Source organism: Comamonas sp., from assembly GCF_036643215.1.
GTDB lineage: Bacteria > Pseudomonadota > Gammaproteobacteria > Burkholderiales > Burkholderiaceae_C > Comamonas.
The window spans coordinates 42,992-58,740 of the sequence record NZ_JAVXSJ010000016.1; the positions used below are offsets into that span (position 1 = coordinate 42,992).

Annotated in this window: 18 protein-coding genes; 7 read left to right on the forward strand and 11 right to left on the reverse strand. The window is 61.9% G+C overall.

Going from position 1 to position 15,749, the window contains the following annotated elements; translation table 11 throughout:
• Positions 1-5: 5 nt before the first annotated feature.
• On the reverse strand, positions 6-881 hold the full coding sequence (kynA, locus tag RSF91_RS12415) for a tryptophan 2,3-dioxygenase (protein ID WP_332568713.1): 876 nt from the start codon (positions 879-881) through the stop codon (positions 6-8).
• 145 nt (positions 882-1,026) lie between these two features.
• Between kynA and RSF91_RS12420 the strand changes: the two genes are divergently transcribed.
• Both RSF91_RS12420 and RSF91_RS12425 read left to right on the forward strand, forming a co-directional pair.
• Complete coding sequence (locus RSF91_RS12420; protein WP_332568714.1) at positions 1,027-1,899, forward strand: methylated-DNA--[protein]-cysteine S-methyltransferase; 873 nt, start codon at positions 1,027-1,029, stop codon at positions 1,897-1,899.
• Positions 1,900-2,007: 108 nt separating this feature from the next.
• Positions 2,008-2,979: a DNA-3-methyladenine glycosylase family protein gene (locus tag RSF91_RS12425; protein ID WP_332568715.1), complete on the forward strand. Its 972-nt coding sequence runs from the start codon at positions 2,008-2,010 to the stop codon at positions 2,977-2,979.
• On the opposite strand, the gene RSF91_RS12430 is transcribed toward RSF91_RS12425, so the two are convergent.
• A complete protein-coding gene (locus tag RSF91_RS12430) occupies positions 2,980-3,555 on the reverse strand; it encodes a helix-turn-helix domain-containing protein (RefSeq protein ID WP_332568716.1) in 576 nt (191 codons plus the stop codon).
• A gap of 96 nt (positions 3,556-3,651) precedes the next feature.
• Here RSF91_RS12430 and RSF91_RS12435 point away from each other — a divergent pair, with 96 nt between their 5' ends.
• Positions 3,652-5,052: an L-lactate permease gene (locus tag RSF91_RS12435; protein ID WP_332568717.1), complete on the forward strand. Its 1,401-nt coding sequence runs from the start codon at positions 3,652-3,654 to the stop codon at positions 5,050-5,052.
• 68 nt (positions 5,053-5,120) lie between these two features.
• On the opposite strand, the gene kynU is transcribed toward RSF91_RS12435, so the two are convergent.
• The 5 genes from kynU to RSF91_RS12460 all read right to left on the reverse strand — a co-directional run bounded on the left by kynU (position 5,121) and on the right by RSF91_RS12460 (position 10,114).
• Positions 5,121-6,428: a kynureninase gene (kynU, locus tag RSF91_RS12440; protein WP_332568718.1), complete on the reverse strand. Its 1,308-nt coding sequence runs from the start codon at positions 6,426-6,428 to the stop codon at positions 5,121-5,123.
• Between the two features lie 71 nt (positions 6,429-6,499).
• On the reverse strand, positions 6,500-7,132 hold the full coding sequence (gene kynB, locus RSF91_RS12445) for an arylformamidase (RefSeq protein ID WP_332568719.1): 633 nt from the start codon (positions 7,130-7,132) through the stop codon (positions 6,500-6,502).
• A 78-nt stretch (positions 7,133-7,210) separates the two neighbouring features.
• Positions 7,211-8,590, reverse strand: a complete 1,380-nt coding sequence (locus tag RSF91_RS12450; protein WP_332568720.1) for an amino acid permease — start codon at positions 8,588-8,590, stop codon at positions 7,211-7,213.
• A 99-nt stretch (positions 8,591-8,689) separates the two neighbouring features.
• Positions 8,690-9,481 (reverse strand): AraC family transcriptional regulator, encoded by a 792-nt coding sequence (locus tag RSF91_RS12455; RefSeq protein WP_332568721.1) that lies wholly within the window; start codon positions 9,479-9,481, stop codon positions 8,690-8,692.
• A 9-nt stretch (positions 9,482-9,490) separates the two neighbouring features.
• Positions 9,491-10,114: a LysE family translocator gene (locus tag RSF91_RS12460; protein ID WP_332568722.1), complete on the reverse strand. Its 624-nt coding sequence runs from the start codon at positions 10,112-10,114 to the stop codon at positions 9,491-9,493.
• Positions 10,115-10,345: 231 nt separating this feature from the next.
• Here RSF91_RS12460 and RSF91_RS12465 point away from each other — a divergent pair, with 231 nt between their 5' ends.
• Positions 10,346-11,077 (forward strand): Stp1/IreP family PP2C-type Ser/Thr phosphatase, encoded by a 732-nt coding sequence (locus RSF91_RS12465; RefSeq protein ID WP_332568764.1) that lies wholly within the window; start codon positions 10,346-10,348, stop codon positions 11,075-11,077.
• Positions 11,078-11,099: 22 nt separating this feature from the next.
• Here RSF91_RS12465 and RSF91_RS12470 read toward each other — a convergent pair whose 3' ends face one another.
• Positions 11,100-11,420, reverse strand: a complete 321-nt coding sequence (locus RSF91_RS12470) for a YkgJ family cysteine cluster protein (RefSeq protein WP_198461616.1) — start codon at positions 11,418-11,420, stop codon at positions 11,100-11,102.
• A 240-nt stretch (positions 11,421-11,660) separates the two neighbouring features.
• Between RSF91_RS12470 and RSF91_RS12475 the strand changes: the two genes are divergently transcribed.
• Genes RSF91_RS12475 through RSF91_RS12485 form a run of 3 tightly spaced genes read left to right on the forward strand, consistent with a single transcriptional unit; the run spans position 11,661 to position 14,191 of the window.
• A complete protein-coding gene (locus RSF91_RS12475) occupies positions 11,661-11,996 on the forward strand; it encodes a FeoA family protein (RefSeq protein WP_332568723.1) in 336 nt (111 codons plus the stop codon).
• Positions 11,993-13,969 carry a ferrous iron transporter B gene (feoB, locus tag RSF91_RS12480; protein ID WP_332568724.1) on the forward strand — a complete coding sequence of 659 codons (1,977 nt, stop codon included), beginning with the start codon at positions 11,993-11,995 and terminating at the stop codon, positions 13,967-13,969. Before RSF91_RS12475 ends, feoB begins: the two co-directional genes overlap by 4 nt.
• 27 nt (positions 13,970-13,996) lie before the next feature.
• Positions 13,997-14,191: a hypothetical protein gene (locus tag RSF91_RS12485; protein WP_332568725.1), complete on the forward strand. Its 195-nt coding sequence runs from the start codon at positions 13,997-13,999 to the stop codon at positions 14,189-14,191.
• A 63-nt stretch (positions 14,192-14,254) separates the two neighbouring features.
• On the opposite strand, the gene RSF91_RS12490 is transcribed toward RSF91_RS12485, so the two are convergent.
• The 3 genes from RSF91_RS12490 to RSF91_RS12500 all read right to left on the reverse strand — a co-directional run bounded on the left by RSF91_RS12490 (position 14,255) and on the right by RSF91_RS12500 (position 15,716).
• Positions 14,255-14,818 (reverse strand): dihydrofolate reductase family protein, encoded by a 564-nt coding sequence (locus RSF91_RS12490; RefSeq protein WP_332568726.1) that lies wholly within the window; start codon positions 14,816-14,818, stop codon positions 14,255-14,257.
• Between the two features lie 154 nt (positions 14,819-14,972).
• Positions 14,973-15,338: a YkgJ family cysteine cluster protein gene (locus tag RSF91_RS12495; RefSeq protein ID WP_332568727.1), complete on the reverse strand. Its 366-nt coding sequence runs from the start codon at positions 15,336-15,338 to the stop codon at positions 14,973-14,975.
• A 123-nt stretch (positions 15,339-15,461) separates the two neighbouring features.
• Positions 15,462-15,716 (reverse strand): hypothetical protein, encoded by a 255-nt coding sequence (locus tag RSF91_RS12500; RefSeq protein WP_332568728.1) that lies wholly within the window; start codon positions 15,714-15,716, stop codon positions 15,462-15,464.
• Positions 15,717-15,749: the final 33 nt, after the last annotated feature.

The window sequence follows — 15,749 nt, forward strand, 5'->3', positions numbered from 1 at the left end:
GCTGCTTACAGCTCGGTGCGCAGGCTCCAGATTTCGGGGAACAGCACCACATCCAGCATCTTCTTCAGATAACTCACGCCGCCGGTGCCGCCGGTGCCGCGCTTGAAGCCGATCACGCGCTCCACCGTGGTCAGGTGGCGGAAGCGCCACAGGCGGAAGGCATCCTCAATATCGGCCAGCTTCTCGCCCAGCTGGTACAGATCCCAGTGTTTGTGCGGGTCGCGGTACACGGTAATCCAGGCCTGCTTCACGCCTTCGCAAGCCTCATACGGCTGCGTCCAGTCGCGCTGCAGCTTGTTGGCTGGAACCTCAATGCCTTCGCGGGCCAGCAGTTGCAGAGACACGTCATACAAAGAAGGCGACTCGTATGCCGCCTGTACCTGGGCCAGCAGATCGCTGCGATGTTCGTGGGGCTTGAGCATGGCGGCATTCTTGTTACCCAGCGAAAACTCGATGCTGCGGTATTGGTAGCTTTGAAACCCGCTGGAGTTGGCAAGGTAGGGGCGCATGGCCGTGTACTCAGGCGGCGTCATGGTCGAAAGCACGGTCCAGGCGCTGACCAGCTGCTCCATGATGCGGCTCACCCGGGCCAGCATCTTGAATGCGTCGGGGCGGGTTTCGCCCGAGGCATTGGCAATCGCCGCCGTGGCCGCGCGCACCTCGTGCAGCATCAGCTTCATCCACAGCTCGCTGGTCTGGTGCTGGATGATGAACAGCATTTCGTCATGCGCGGGCGACAGCGGGTGCTGGGCCGTCAGAATCTGGTCCAGATGCAAATAGTCGCCATAGCTCATGTCGCGGCTGAAGTCGAGCTGGGCCTTCTCGTCGCGGACGATGGATTCGCCGCCATGCATGGGGCAGCCAGAGGATTCGGTGGTCATGGTGGAATTTTTCTGAATAGGTCAGTGGTGGCAGCGTAACCGAATCCAGACGCATAAAGGCTGCAAGAACGTGGATGCAAGACGCAAAAGCTTTGCGTAAAGTCATCTCTGTTATTGACGCCAAGCTCTTGCCCAGATTCAAGCCATGCCCAGCCCTTCGCCTTCCCACTCTGCTGTTGACTTTCAAATAGATGAGCGCATCACGCAATGCTGTCGCTGGCTAGAGGCCGAAGAGCCCATGCCTGCGCTGGAAGAGCTGGCGCAGCGCCTGGGGCTCAGTCCCTGGCAACTGCATCGCAGCTTCAAGCGTGTGACGGGGCTCACGCCCAAAGCCTACGCCAAAGCGAATCGCGGCAAGCATTTGCGTGCGGCGATGACGCCAGAGTCCAGCCAGTCGGTCACGGATGCTGCGTACCTGAGTGGCTATGAGGCCAGCAGCAGTTTTTATAAAGATGCCCCCGCCATGCTGGGCATGGCACCGAAAACCTATCGCCAGCGCGGGCAGCACCAGACGATCCGGTTCGCACTGGCCGAATGCTCTCTGGGCAGTCTGCTTGTCGCAAGTACGGCGCAGGGCGTGTGCTGCGTGCTATTGGGTGATGACCCGCAACGGCTGATTGAGGATTTGCAGCAGCGCTTCGCGGCAGCGGAGTTGATTGGGGCGGACGGCCAGTACGAGCAGACCGTGGCCCAGGTGGTGAGTCTGATCGAGCAGCCCAAGCTGGGGTTGGCCCTGCCGCTGGATATTCAAGGCACAGCTTTTCAGCAGCGGGTCTGGCAGGCCTTGCAGAAGATTCCGGCGGGTCAGACCCTTAGCTATTCAGAGCTGGCGCGGCAGATGGGTATGCCGCAGTCCACCCGCGCTGTAGCCAGCGCCGTGGCGGCCAACCCGATAGCGGTGGCCGTGCCCTGCCACCGCGTGCTGCGCAATGATGGAAGTATCTCGGGTTACCGCTGGGGCGTGGAGCGCAAGCGTGCGCTGCTGCTGCGGGAAGCACAGCAGTGCAGCCCTGTTTGATCTGAAAAGCATAGCTGGCAGCGCTTGATATCTCTGCATTTCATAATGATTTGAATGCAATATCTATGAATATCAAGCGCAGGAAGCTCTCAAAATCATACGAACTGCATGCAGATCGAATGCCAACAAAGCCTGCCTCAGCCCTATCGCTGGCATGAGTTTCTGGCCTTTCACGGGCGGGATGTGCAGCAGCGCTCGGAGCTGCTGCAGCCCCAGTCGCGGCGATTGTTTAAGGCCTTGGTCTGGCATGGCCAGCCCGCCTTGCTGGTGCTGCAGTGGGATGAGAGGCAAGTCCAGGCGCGGCTGCACCGGCCCGAAGGTGTGGTGCAAGACACGGATGCGCATCAGCAGCACCAGCAGCAGTTTCAAGTCCTGTTGCAGCGCATGCTGGGTCTGGCCTGGCCGCCCAGCGCATTGCTGCAGGCCCATGGCCGTCATGCCGAGCTGGGGCCACTGCTGGATCGGCAGCGCGGGCTGCATGTGCCAGCATCGCCCACACCGTTTGAGGCACTGAGCTGGGCCATCATGGGTCAGCAGATATCGGTAGCTGTCGCCGTCAGCCTGCGGCGTAAGCTGATCGAAGCGGCGGGCTTGCCGCTGGATGCACTGATTCAGCAGCAAGTGCCAGAAGCGGCGCATCTGCTGGCATATCCCGATGCGGAGCAAGTGATACAGCTCAGTATGGATCAGCTGAGGGCCTTGAGCTTTTCGCAGGCAAAGGCTCAGACGCTGCTAAGCGTGGCGAGGGCGGTACAAGAGGGCTTGCTGCCGCTGGATGACTGGGCGCAGCAAAGCGCGCGGGGGCTGTGGAATGAGCAAGCCGTAGAGATCGTGGCCCAGCAGTTACTGGCCGTCAAAGGCATTGGCCCGTGGACGGTGAACTATTGCCTGCTGCGCGGCTACGGTTGGCCCGACGGCAGCCTGCATGGCGATGTGGCCGTGCGCCGCGCCATCGGGTTGCTGACCGGCACCGACAAGCCCGATGCCCGCGCAGCCAGCGACTGGCTGGAGCAGTTCAAGCCCTGGCGCGCGCTGGTGGCAGCGCACCTGTGGGCTTCGCTGGCCGACAAATCCTACTGATCAGGCCAGGGGCGAGAGCACCAGCAGCAGCAGGCGCGCGGTGGTGTCGGCGGCATTGGCTAGGCGGTGTTCGCTGTCCACCACCAGCGTGGCCGTGTCGCCTGCGTGCAGCAGCACCTGCTCTTGCGCGGTAAAGACCTCGATGCTGCCTTCCAGCACATGGAAAACCTCGCGTGTGCCAGCGCGGTGGGCCGCGAAGTGGCTTGAGACGGCGCGCGGCGGAAAGCGGTAGTGAACCAGGCTCACGCCCGCACTGGGGCTGGCCAGGGCCAGGCGCTCTACGCCGCTGGCCTCGTCGACAAAGCGCAGGTTCTCGCCGGCGCGCGTGATTTGCGCGGTCGGCGTGCTTTGCACCAGCTCGCCCAGCTCGCAGCCCAGGCCGCGTGCAATGGCCATGGCATTGCGCAGGCTGGTGGCCAGCAGGCCCCGTTCCACGCGTGACAGGGCTCCCGGTGAGACGCCACTGGCCTGCGCCAGCTGGTCCAGCGTGATGCCCAGCTGCGCGCGGCGCGCGCGTACGGCGGCGCCGAAAAGCACATCTTGCTCCGATGCTTCCGATGCGGTGGTGGAGTTCAAGCCTCGCTCCTTGTCTTGCGTCTGTGATTGCGTCAATGAATTTCCTATGAGAAAATAATTTTGCGTATAGGAAATTATTTTTCAAGGGTGAATGCAATGTACATGCTTCTGAGCGCCTTGCCCGTGGTCAGCGTCATTGCCGCGCTGCTGGCGGGATGGCGATCGCTTTATGCCTCCCTGGTGGGTGTGGCGGCAGCGCTTCTGGCCATTGCCATGGCATTTGCGCAGCCTGCATCGACCTGGGTGGCGGCTGCCATTCACTGGTCACCGGTGTTGCTGGAGGTGGTGCTGATTGTGGGCGGCGGCTTGCTGTTGTCTGAGGTGCTGCGCCAGTCGGGCGCACAAAAGGCCTTGGCCGACTGGCTGCTACTGCGCGCGGGCAGCGGCACAGGGGCCGTGCTGCTGGTGGTGCATGGCATCACGCCGTTTGCTGAGTCGGTCACCGGCTTTGGCGTGGGCGTGACCATCGGCATTCCGCTGCTGGCGCACTTCGGCCTGCCGGCGCGCAAGGTGGCTCTCATCGGCCTGCTGGGCCTGTGCGCCGTGCCATGGGGCTCGATGGGGCCGGGCACTCTGGTGGCGGCCACCATGGCCGATTTGCCGTTCAAGGATCTGGGTCAGGCCTCGGCCTTGGTCAGCATGATTCCGTTTGCCATCACCGGCATGGTGGCTGCCGGGCTGGCCAGTGCGCCCGGTCAGCCCGGCCTTGCATTGCTGCAGGGCCTGTTGTCCGGCCTGTTGCTGACAGCGGCGGTGGCGCTGATGAATGCCGTGGCCGGCACGGCACCTGCTGGCGCGCTGGGTGCCTTGGTAGTGGTGGGCTTTCATTTGTTGCGCATGCGCCGGCCTCAGCAGGCTCAGCCCTTGCATCCCTTGGGACGACGGGCGCTGGCGGCCTATGTGTTGCTACTGGGCGGGGTGCTGGTGGCCGGGGTGTTGGTGCGAGTCTTGGGTTTGCCGGGCCTCTGGCATGGACTGGCTTCACCGGGTTTGTGGCTGCTGCTGGCAGCCGGCTTTTTCGCACGGGGTCTGCCGGAGCGTGAGTCGCTGCAGCGCGTCTGGCGTTCCTGGGCTCAGGTGGCACCGGTGACGGCGTTGTTCATCACATTGGGGGTGTTGATGGCGGTCTCGGGCATGGCCGCACAGCTGGCGCATGCGCTGGCTCAGAGCGGGCCTCTGTACCTGCTGGCCGCCCCTTTTGTCGGGGCGCTGGGCGGTTTTGTGACCGGCTCCAACACCGGTGCCAATGCCATGTTTGCCGCTACCCAGGCTGAGATCGCCCGTGCGCTGAATGCACCGCTGTTGCCCTTTATGGCCGTGCACAACGTCAGCGCTTCGCTATTGCTCATGGCTTCGCCCGGCAAGGTGGAGATGGCGGTGCAACTGGTGCCCGAGGGTACGGCACAGCGGCGCTGGGTGCAGCAAAGCGTGCTGGCCGTGGATCTGGTCGCTGTGGCGCTGATGGGGCTGCTCAACCTGGCCTGGGCCAGGGTTTGAGGCTGTAAGCGGGGTAGCGCAGCTTGCCGCCGTCCTTGTCAAAAGGCGGCGGCGTGGCGGCGAGAGGGTCAGGTCACCGCATTGATGGTGTTGAACTCGGCCTTCTTCCACTCGCCCGATTCCAGCACCTGGCGCAGATGCTCGACGGCGTGCCAGACATCTTCAAAGCCAACGTATAGCGGCGTGAAGCCGAAACGCAGAATGTCTTTGTGCTTGCCGGTACCGCCGTCTCCCTTGCGGAAGTCGCCAATCACGCCACGGGCAATCAAGGCCTGAACAATGGCGTAAGCGCCGCTGCCCTGGCCATCTACGCCCAGACCTTCGTCGCGGGTGAGGCAGACCTGCGAGCCGCGCTGTGCATGGCTGCGCGGGGTGGCGAGGCCGAGACCGTAGCCTTGGCAGCGTTCTTCAACCAGCTTGATGAACAGGTCGGTCAGCGCCAACGATTTGGCGCGCAGCGCTGCCATGCCGCCGAAAGCTTCGGCTTCGGTAAAGATGTCTACGCCGCACTGCAGCACGCTCATGCTGATCATGGGCTGGGTGCCGCAGAGGTAGCGCTGAATGCCTTGGGCTGGGTGGTAGTCGGGCACAAACTTGAAGGGGTCGGCATGGCCGAACCAGCCCGACAGCGGCTGCCAGAAGCGGTTGATGAGGCGCGGGTGCGCCCAGACAAAAGCGGGCGAGCCGGGGCCGCCGTTCAGGTATTTGTAGCTGCAGCCGACAGCAAAGTCGGCGTCTGCACCCTTGAGGTCGATTGGCACGGCACCTGCGCTGTGGCACAGGTCCCAGACGCAGAGAATGCCCTTGGCGTGTGCTGCAGCCGTGACGGCAGCCATGTCATGCATGGCGCCGGTGCGGTAGTTGACATGGGTGAGCATGGAAATCGCCACGTCGGTTTGCAGCGCATCGGCGATTTCTTCGGGCTCCAGCAGCACCAGCTCCAACCCATATTCTTGGCAGATGGACTGGGCGATGTAGAGGTCGGTGGGGAAGTTGCTGCGCTCGCTGATGAGTTTTTTGCGGTTCGGCGCATCTTCTCGGGCGATGCGCGCTGCGGCGCTGAGCACTTTGTAGAGGTTGATGGAGGTGGTATCGGTAAACACCAGCTCACCTTCGCCCACGCCCAGCCAGGGCGCGAACTGGTTGCCCAGACGCTCGGGCAGGGTGATCCAGCCGGCCTTGTTCCAGGAGGTGATGAGGTCCTTGCCCCATTGCTGCGTCACGACTTCTGCAGCGCGGGCGGCAGCGCTTTTGGGCTGAGCACCCAGAGAGTTACCGTCCAGATAAATCACACCCTCGGGCAGGGCAAAGCGCTCGCGCAGCGGGCGCAGTGTGTCCTGGGTGTCCAGGGCCTGGCAGTCTTGCAAAGTAGTCATTGTCATCCTTGTGTTTTTAATAGCTGCAAGCGCCAATTCTGATTGGGCTTGCGGGCAGTTTTTATGCAAATTCAGGCCAAGGCCCGCAAAATCGCTCTCACCGGCGATGCATCGGCTTCGGTGAGTTTGAGGGGCAGGGCGATCAGCTCGTAGTCGCCTTCGGCCACATCGTCGAGCACCAGATTTTCGAGAACGCGCAGATTGCGCTGGCGGATGACCATGTGGCTGTCCAGCGTCTTGCTGCTGGCCGGATCGATGCTGGCGGTGTCGATGCCGATGAGCTGGACGCCCAGGTCGGCCAGCTTTTGCACGGTCTCAGGTGCATAGGCGGCCAGATCAGGGTCCCAGCCAGCGAGAGCCTGCTGATAGGTACGTACCAGCACGCGCTGGGGCAGGCTGGCGTTGATGGCATGTTCAATATGCTGCCACTCGATCAGCGGTCCGCAGCCAATGGCGTGAATGACGCGGCAGGGGCCGAGAAAGGCATCCAGATCCACCATGCCAATGGCAGCGCCCTGCGGGTCGTAATGCAGCGGCGCATCGGCATGTGCACCCACATGGGGTGAGAGGTGAATGGCGCTGACATTGACCGGGCAGCCCGGGCCAATGCTGGCCACCCATTCCTGGCTATAAGGCGTATCACCCGGAAATACCGGCGCGGCAGGGTGAATGGCGGGGGAAATGTCCCAGAGTTGGCGTTTCATGGTGAAGGCTAGCACTTTGAATAGTTACGACTGGCTGGCAAGTGACGTGGCTTTAGCCAGAGACACCAGGCAAGAGCCTCAGGGGCTAACTTTCTTCTTTCTGTACCACAAAGAATAGATGAGGAAGAGCACGATGAGGAACGGCACACCCACCAGCGTTGTCGTATGGAACTCTTTGGTAAACAGCGTGGTGACGATCACCCCCGCCATCAGCAGCGCGCCGATCAGCGTCAGTACCGGAAAGCCCCACATGCGGAATTCGAGCCTCTGGCCCGGGTGCTCGCGCTGCCAGCGGGGGCGGAAGAACAGGTGCGTCACAAACACCATGAACCACGCAAACATGGCGCCGAACATGGCAATGGACATCATCAGTTCCAGCGACTCCTTGGGCTTGAAGACATTGAGCACCATGGCCACGCCCATGCCAAGACAAGACACGGCAATCGCGCCCAGTGGCACGCCGCTTTTGCTGAGTCTGCTCAGGCGCTTGGGCGCATAGCCACCACGCGAGAGGCTGAACATCATGCGCGAGGTGACATAGAGCTGGCTGTTCATGGCAGAAAGCGAGGCCAGCAGCACGACAAAGTTGAGAGCAGCCGCCGCGCCGGGGATCTGCAGAATCTCCATCACCTTCACGAATGGGCTCTTGTCTGTGCTGGCGTGGCTCCAGGGCACGATGGCCAGCATGAGCGCCAGCGACAGCAGATAGAACAGCACCAGACGCAGGACCGTGCTGCGGAAGGCGCGGGTGACGGCTTGCTTGGGGTTCTGGGCTTCACCCGCCGCAATGGCGATGGATTCCAGACTCAGGTAACTGAAAATGGCCACGATCACGCCCACCCAGGTACCCCACCAGCCGTTAGGGAAGAAGCCGCCGTCGACAAAGTAGTTGTCAAAACCCACGCCTGCGGGGCGCGTGCCAAACACCACATAGGCGGCGATTAGGATAAAGGCCACGATGGCAATGACCTTGACCATGGAGAACCAGTACTCCACCTGACCAAAGGCCTTGACGCTGGTGGCGTTGACGGCCGCCAGCAGTACGGAGAACAGCAGCACCCAAACCCATTGATCGACGGCAGGGAACCAATAGGCCATGTACTTGCCCACGGCCGTGACTTCCATGCCTACGGCCAGCACCACGGCGCCCCAGTAGGCGTAGCGGACCACAAAACCGGCCAGGGGGCTGATGTAGTGCTCGGCATAGGCACCAAAGGAGCCCGAGGTGGGGTGGGCCACCGTCATCTCGGCCAGGCAGCCCATGAGCAGCAGGCCAATGAAGGCGCCGATGGCGTAGCTGATCAGCACGCTGGGGCCGGCAAAGCCAATGGCGAAGGCACTGCCCATGAAGAGGCCGGTGCCAATGGCACCGCCAATGGCAATCATGGTCATCTGGGCCGAGTTCAGGTGCGGCTGCAACCCGGTTTCGCGTTGCTGAATACTGTCAAAGTTGGCCATTGCTTACTTGCGGGCTCTGAAAATGGGAGGAGCAAGTATCCCGCGAATACTCAGGGCAAGTGATGCTTGGCCGAATGCCCCGGAGCCTGTTCTGGCTGATCAGCGTATTGCCTGCGCGTAATTGCCGGGCGTCAGCGCGTGGTGGGCTTTGAAGGTGCGTTGCATATGGGACTGGTCGGCAAAGCCCATCTGGTGGGCGACCGCGGCCAGTGGCTGGCCCTGGGCCAGCAGGTGACGTGCCGCATTTAGGCGCAGATTGAGCCGGTAGGCCCCCGGCGTAACGCCGGTGATGGCCGTGAAGCGGCGAATAAACCGGCTGGGGCTCATGCCGCAGCGCAGTGCCAGGGCCTGCACGCTGGTTTCATCTTCGGGGTTGCTGTGCATGTGCTGTAGTGCAGACAGCATGGCATGGGGCGGATCGGTGCGCGGCTGGGCGGTGCTGCCCAGCAGGCGCATAAATTCTCTCAATGACTGCGTATGGCTTTGAATGTCTGAGGCTGTGCTTTCGCTTGCAAGCGGGCGGCAGAGCTGGTCGGCCCAGCGTGAAATGTCGGGCTCATCAAGCGCATGCTTTGTAAAGTGCAGGGCGCTGACTCCGAGCTGCTGGTGCACCCAGTCGGCCTGCACAAACAGCATGCGGTATGACCAGGGCTGCGAGGTCTCGGGGTTGCAAGCGTGCCAGTGCCCAGGCTCGATCAAAACCACGTTACCGGCTTTCAGCGCTTCGGGGCCCTGGTCATGGAGAAACAGGGTCTCGCCTTCATCCACGATGCCGATGGAGTACTGGGCATGGGCATGCAGCCGGTAGCTGTAGCAGGACTGGTGGCTGATGCGCAGCTCCGACCAGGGCGTGGCCGGGTGGCGGTGAAATTGATGGCTGGGAGCTGGCATGGCGCTTCATCATGCCAGCATGCTGACCACGCTTATCAGTAGCAGCAGGGCCAGTGTTTGATTCAGGCGTTGCTGGCGTTTGGGAGTGTTTAGCCATTGGGTAAGAGTGCGACCCAGCGCGGCCCAGAAGCCGATTCCCAGCAGGCACGCCAGCAAAGAGATGGTGCAGAACAGCAGCAGCGCTGCTTCCAGTGGCATATGAGGGGTCGCGAGTGGCGCGACAAAAATGCCCACGCCGGCGAGTGCTACCAGCCAAGCCTTGGGGTTGAGGCTCTGAATCGCCACACCTTGCACAAATGCTTTGGCTAAACCCGTTTGCAACGCGGCAGAGGTATTGGCTTCCGTTGAAGAGCCGACAGGGCTATATGCCAGCCGCCATGCCAGCCATAGCAAGTAGGCGGCGCAAATACGCGGAGCCCATCGCAGCACTTCAGGCAGCTTCAGCAGCCAATGCCCACTCTGGCCCATCAGCCAGACAATGGCGGCATAACTGAGGCTGGCCCCGAGTACATAAACAAAAGCGGTGACCCGGCAGCGGCCGCCACCGTGGCGCAGGGCGATCAGGTTCACGGGGCCGGGTGTAATGGCGCCCGCCAGCGCAAATCCGGCCATGGCCAAGAATGAAGAAAGCATGAGAAAGCCCGAAGTGCAAGGCTGGCAAGTCTGGGCTTTCTGCGCTGCGAGGTATTGAACAAAATTGCGCCTTTGACCTGGGAAGAACTGAAAAACGGCGTCTTTTCAGACAAGTTATCACGGCAACTTGCGTTACGCTTAGATTCCTTTTCGCTCATCTGCTTACTGTCTCCGTCTTCCATGTCATCCGCTAAAGCCTCTTCTCCTCCCCGTATCTGGCCAGCGGTGCGCATGGTTGCGTGTGCCGATATGGGTATGAAGCGTCACAACAATGAAGACGCGGTCGGCATCCAGCCCCTGGCTGAGCCCTGGCCTGTGGCCGTGCTGGCTGATGGCATGGGCGGCTATAACGCGGGCGAGGTGGCTAGCGCCATGGCCGTTGACCTGATTACAGCCGCTGTGCGCAATGAAGCGTGGGCGGACAGCTCTGCCAAGGTGGCGCAATGCGAGCTGACCGATGCCTTTCACATGGCAAATCTGGCCATCTTCGGGGCCGCGCAATCTGCGCCTGAATGTCGCGGCATGGGCACCACCGTTGTTGCTGCGCTGGTGCTGGAGGATGAACTCCTGGTGGCTCACCTGGGTGACTCCCGTGCCTACGCCTGGCGCGAGGGGCAGTTGCAGCGCCTGACGCGCGACCATTCTCTGGTGCAGCAAGAGATTGATGCGGGCCTGATCACGCCCGAAGAAGCTTTGCATTCGCGCTACAGCCACCTGGTCACCCGTGCTCTGGGGGTCACGTCGCTGGTCGAGCCAGAACTCACGCACTGGCCACTGCATCATGGCGACCGCATCATGCTCTGCTCAGACGGGCTGACCGATATGCTGCCCGATGCCTGCCTGCAATCCTTGTTTGAGGAGAACCTGCCGCTGCAGGAGTTGCTGCTCTCGCTGATCGCTGCGGCGAATGCGGCGGGTGGCAAGGACAATATTGGTGTGGTGCTGATCGAGGAAGATGCCTGAGCCTCTATCTAACTAGAGCGGTCTAAAGCAGTCCACTTTCCAATTCAGTCATGCCATGGCGGCGGCGCACGCGGTTGCAGGCGTCCGAGCCTGCAGCAAACTCGCGGCAGGGCGAGGGGCGCCATTCATAAATGCCGCAACTGGCTTTTTCTCCCACTTTGCCAATCAAGGCCGCGCAACGCGGCTTGGCCCAGTCCGTGCCGCGCATGCGGCAGGTGTAGTCGGTGACTTCTTCGGACAGCCCCGAGGGAACACTGCCCCCTTGCTCCTGGGATTCATGGACGGAAAAGTCCACACGAAATGATGCGCAGCAGGCACCGCAGGTCAGGCAGGGATGGGTCATGGCTGGGCCAGAAAAAGAGCTGGGGCGGATTTTCTCTGCTGCACGACGCGCGGCGAGGCGTCGTTTTGAAAATCCGACTGTGCTGCAAGGAAACAACCCGCTCAAGGCTTCAAGGCAGAGCAAGCGCAGACTAATGTGCCTCTTTCGGGCTGAAAGCCACGAGCCTGCGGCACTGCGGCGCACTGGGACTCTGAAGACGTCTGAACCATAATGAGAATTAAACTCAATAAAATAGCGCCCATGAGTATCTTGCAGTCCTTGGCCTCGGATAGCGCGGCCCCCGTTTTTGCGTCGGATGACGCACCAGTGACCGCGCAGGCTGCGATCAGCCTCGACACGCTGGCTGCCAACACCTCTGCCCGCGTGGTAGATCTGGTCAGCGCCAGCAATGCGGAGGAGCAAGAGCTGATGCTGCGCCTCATGGAAATCGGTTTCCTGCCTGGCGAGCATGTGCGCATTGTGGCCACCGGCTTTCCCGGTCCCGACCCACTGGCCGTGCGCGTGGGTGCGGCCACGTTTGCACTGCGCCGTTATGAAGCGTCGCGGGTCATGGTGGCGGTGGAGGCCAAGGCATGAACGCGCGTGACAACCCGAAAACAGAGCAGCTCGTGCAAAACATCTCTCTTCAGAATCTGAATACTGGCTCTGCCTCTGCTGCAGACCCGAATGCGCCGCTGCGCGCCGCCTTGCTGGGCAATCCCAACTGTGGCAAGACCGCGCTGTTCAACCTGTTGACTGGCGCACGCCAGAAGGTTGCCAACTACGCCGGCGTGACGGTAGAGCGCAAAGAAGGCTGGCTGAGCACACCGGGCAAGCGCCGCGTGCGCCTGCTGGATCTGCCAGGCACCTACAGCTTGCATGCACACAGCGATGATGAGCGCATCACCCGCGACATCGTCAGTGGCCTGCATGGGCGCGAAGCACCGCCCGAGCTGCTGATCTGCGTGACCGATGCCACGCACCTGCGCCTGAACCTGCGTCTGGTGCTGGAAGCCCGCGCCTTGGGCCTGCCCATGCTGCTGGTGCTCAATATGAGCGATATGGCGCGCCGCCAGGGAATTGTGGTGGATAAGGCCAAACTCAGCCAAGCGCTGGGCATGCCCGTGATCGAGAGCGTGGGTGTGCGACTGGACGGAGGCAAGGAACTGCTGAACTGGCTGGACAGCGAGCAGGCCCGCTCGCTCAAGGCTCCCTCGATGGAAGGGCGCTGGAAGCCCAAGGCAGGGCTGGGAGCCAAGGAGCAATTGCTGAGTCTGCACCAGCAGGTGGCGGACATGATGCGCGAAGCCGTGCAGGAGCCGCAGGTGGACAACCAGCGCGCAGACCGCATTGATGCGGTGGTGCTGCACCCTGTCTGGGGCACGCTGCTGCTGCTGGTGACGCTGTTTCTGATTTTTCAGGCGGTGTTCAGCTGGGCCGAGCCGTTGATGGAAGGCATTGAAGGCGGGGTTGCCAGCTTTGGCCAGTGGGTCGGCCATGTAATGCCAGACGGCGTGCTGCGCAGCCTGCTGGTGGACGGCGTGATTGCCGGAACGGGCGCGGTGCTGGTGTTTTTGCCGCAGATTTTGATTCTGTTCTTCTTCATTCTGGTGCTGGAGGATTCAGGCTACCTGCCGCGTGCGGCTTTTCTGCTGGATCGCATCATGGGCACGGTCGGCCTGTCGGGGCGTTCTTTCATTCCGCTGTTGTCCAGCTTTGCCTGCGCCGTGCCGGGCATCATGGCTACGCGCTCGATTAGCAGCTGGCGCGACCGGCTGCTGACCATCATGATTGCGCCGCTGATGACTTGCTCGGCGCGCCTGCCTGTGTACGCGCTGCTGATCGGCGCCTTCATCCCCGAGCAAACCGTGGGCGGCCTGTTCAATCTGCAAGGTCTGGTGCTGTTTGCGTTGTATGTGGGCGGTATCGTCAGCGCCATGGCGGTGGCGTGGGTGGCCAAGCTGTTCAGAACCAACAAGGCGCGTACACCGCTGATGATGGAGCTGCCAGCCTACCGCAGGCCCAGCATCCGCAGTCTGGCTCTGGGTCTGTATGAGCGCGCCATCATCTTCTTGCGCCGCGTGGGTGGCATCATCTTGACGGTGAGCATCGTGCTGTGGTTCCTGGCCAGCTACCCGGGTGCCCCCGAGGGCGTGACCGAAGGCGCGATCCGCTACAGCTTTGCCGGCCAGATTGGCCGCTGGCTGGAAGTGGTGCTGGCACCGATTGGTTTCAACTGGCAGATCGCCATTGCACTGGTGCCCGGCATGGCCGCGCGTGAGGTAGCCGTGGGTGCACTGGGGACGGTATACGCACTGTCTGCCTCCAGCGATGACGCCATGGCCCAGCAGCTGGGTCCATTGATTGCGCACACATGGTCGCTGGCAACGGCCTTATCGCTGCTGGTGTGGTTTGTGTTTGCACCCCAGTGCATCTCCACGCTGGCCATCGTCAAGCGCGAGACCAATGGCTGGCGCTACCCGCTGATCATGACCGGCTATATGTTTGGTCTGGCCTATTTGTGCAGCTTTATCACCTACCGTGTGGCCGTGGCCTTCGGTGCGGGCTAAGCCGAGCCTGAAGAAAGGAAACAGCAAATGCAGGAAATCATTGTGGGATTGATTGTGGCGCTGGCTGCCGTGGCTCTGGTCTGGCGACTCATGCCTTCGGCCCTGAAGCGAAGGCTGGCGCAGTCGCACCCCGCGCTGGCGGGTATCAACAAGGACAGCGGCTGCGGCGGCTGCAGTGCTTGCGGCGGCGATAGCTGCGCGCCCAGCGCTAAAAAGCCCTGAGGCTTTAGAGCCCTCAGGGGCAGGCTGCTTAGTCAGATAAGGCTTGAGGCGCTTTGCGGTGCCTCAGGCCTTTTTATTTTTGGGTACGTTCTCCAGCGCGTAGTGGCTTTGCACCAGGCCAAAGTCCCAGCTGCGCGTGGCCAGGTGGCGCAGCTGTACCGCGGTTTGCCCGGTGCCCAGCGGGCCAAACAGTGGCAAGCCTTCACCCAGTAACACGGGGATGCGGGTCAGGGTGATTTCGTCGAGCAAGCCTGCAGCAATAAAAGACTGCAGAGTCAGGCCTCCATCCACATACAGGCGCGGCTGACTCTGTGCCGCGGCATGAGCGACGAGTTCGGCCGGAGTGCCACTGAATAGCTGCACGCCAGCAGGCGCGTCGGGCAATTCCTTTAAACTGCGGCTCAGCACATAGACCGGCTTGTCATATGGCCAGGGCGTGAAGCCACGCACCTTTTCATAGGTGTTGCGCCCCATGACCAGAGCATCAATGCCTTGCATGAAGTCGGCATAGCCGCAGTCTTCGGGCGGGGTGATGCGGGCCTGGGCGGCGTCCAGCCAGTCGAGCCTGCCATCGGGGCGGGCGATAAAACCGTCAAGGCTGGTGGCGATATAGGCGTAGCAGGGCATGGTTTGAGTCCATTAAAACAGGAGCTGATTGCGCTTGTTTATAGCTAACTTCAGCCTTTAATGGCGCTGAAACGCAAGATAGACAGTCGCAACCAGCTATCAAAATAAAGGGCGGTCCTTGAGTCGGATAGCTGCCCTGAGCGGCTCACGCTGATCACGCCGCTTCCTGCCACTGCTCCACTTCCTGCTCTTGCAGCACGGGCAGGCCAAATTTCTCGCGTGTGTCGTGGCAGCCATACGATGCAAACGGAAAGTCGCGGCAGGGCTTGGAGCGCTGCTCGTAAATGCCGCAACCCAAGCAGCCTTCGCCCACCTCGGGCAGCTCGCGCAGGGCCACGCAGCGCACGGGGTGGCGTTCCGTGCCATTCATGCGGGCACGGTTGCCCTTGCCGGGTACTTCATGGGCCAGCTCATCAGGCACGGTGCCGCCCATGGATTGCAGCTCGTAGATAGAGAATTCAACGCGGTAGTTCTGGCAGCAAACGCCGCAGGTCAGGCAAGGGTGAACGGATTCGGTCATCGGGTTTCTTCGATTTTTCAGGCATCAGCAACGACAGCCCTTGCTTTCCTTGAGGAAAGGGGCTGCGCTCGGTCAGGGATGAAGAGAGGGGGCTGCGCAAGCGCAAACCCGGTGCCTGAGCCACTAGGTGTGGCCTTGAAGAAACTTCAGATAGAAGGTGTGGATGCGCACATAAAGCGCGCGCACCCGGGCCGCAAAGCGCTTGCGCGGTCCGTAGCAGGAGGGCACGCTCCAGTGGCGTGCCACGTGGGGCTGGCGCAGGGCGCTGGCGCCAAAGTTGTGCCTGAACCCCGAGGCTGCGCGGTGCACAAACGCAAACACCGCCTGCGGGTGCGGTACCAGCAGGCGGTGTTTGAATGGTGTATGGCTCAGGTGCATGGGTGTGTAGGTATGCAAATGAGCCAGGGCGTG

Excerpts from the sequence above, each read along its gene's own strand:
- kynA (WP_332568713.1), bottom strand. The coding sequence starts at position 881 with ATGACCACCGAATCCTCTGGCTGCCCCATGCATGGCGGCGAATCCATC.
- RSF91_RS12420 (WP_332568714.1), top strand. The coding sequence starts at position 1,027 with ATGCCCAGCCCTTCGCCTTCCCACTCTGCTGTTGACTTTCAAATAGAT.
- RSF91_RS12425 (WP_332568715.1), top strand. The coding sequence starts at position 2,008 with ATGCAGATCGAATGCCAACAAAGCCTGCCTCAGCCCTATCGCTGGCAT.
- RSF91_RS12435 (WP_332568717.1), top strand. The coding sequence starts at position 3,652 with ATGTACATGCTTCTGAGCGCCTTGCCCGTGGTCAGCGTCATTGCCGCG.
- kynU (WP_332568718.1), bottom strand. The coding sequence starts at position 6,428 with ATGACTACTTTGCAAGACTGCCAGGCCCTGGACACCCAGGACACACTG.
- kynB (WP_332568719.1), bottom strand. The coding sequence starts at position 7,132 with ATGAAACGCCAACTCTGGGACATTTCCCCCGCCATTCACCCTGCCGCG.
- RSF91_RS12450 (WP_332568720.1), bottom strand. The coding sequence starts at position 8,590 with ATGGCCAACTTTGACAGTATTCAGCAACGCGAAACCGGGTTGCAGCCG.
- RSF91_RS12455 (WP_332568721.1), bottom strand. The coding sequence starts at position 9,481 with ATGCCAGCTCCCAGCCATCAATTTCACCGCCACCCGGCCACGCCCTGG.
- RSF91_RS12460 (WP_332568722.1), bottom strand. The coding sequence starts at position 10,114 with ATGCTTTCTTCATTCTTGGCCATGGCCGGATTTGCGCTGGCGGGCGCC.
- RSF91_RS12465 (WP_332568764.1), top strand. The coding sequence starts at position 10,346 with ATGGTTGCGTGTGCCGATATGGGTATGAAGCGTCACAACAATGAAGAC.
- RSF91_RS12470 (WP_198461616.1), bottom strand. The coding sequence starts at position 11,420 with ATGACCCATCCCTGCCTGACCTGCGGTGCCTGCTGCGCATCATTTCGT.
- RSF91_RS12475 (WP_332568723.1), top strand. The coding sequence starts at position 11,661 with ATGAGTATCTTGCAGTCCTTGGCCTCGGATAGCGCGGCCCCCGTTTTT.
- feoB (WP_332568724.1), top strand. The coding sequence starts at position 11,993 with ATGAACGCGCGTGACAACCCGAAAACAGAGCAGCTCGTGCAAAACATC.
- RSF91_RS12485 (WP_332568725.1), top strand. The coding sequence starts at position 13,997 with ATGCAGGAAATCATTGTGGGATTGATTGTGGCGCTGGCTGCCGTGGCT.
- RSF91_RS12490 (WP_332568726.1), bottom strand. The coding sequence starts at position 14,818 with ATGCCCTGCTACGCCTATATCGCCACCAGCCTTGACGGTTTTATCGCC.
- RSF91_RS12495 (WP_332568727.1), bottom strand. The coding sequence starts at position 15,338 with ATGACCGAATCCGTTCACCCTTGCCTGACCTGCGGCGTTTGCTGCCAG.
- RSF91_RS12500 (WP_332568728.1), bottom strand. The coding sequence starts at position 15,716 with ATGCACCTGAGCCATACACCATTCAAACACCGCCTGCTGGTACCGCAC.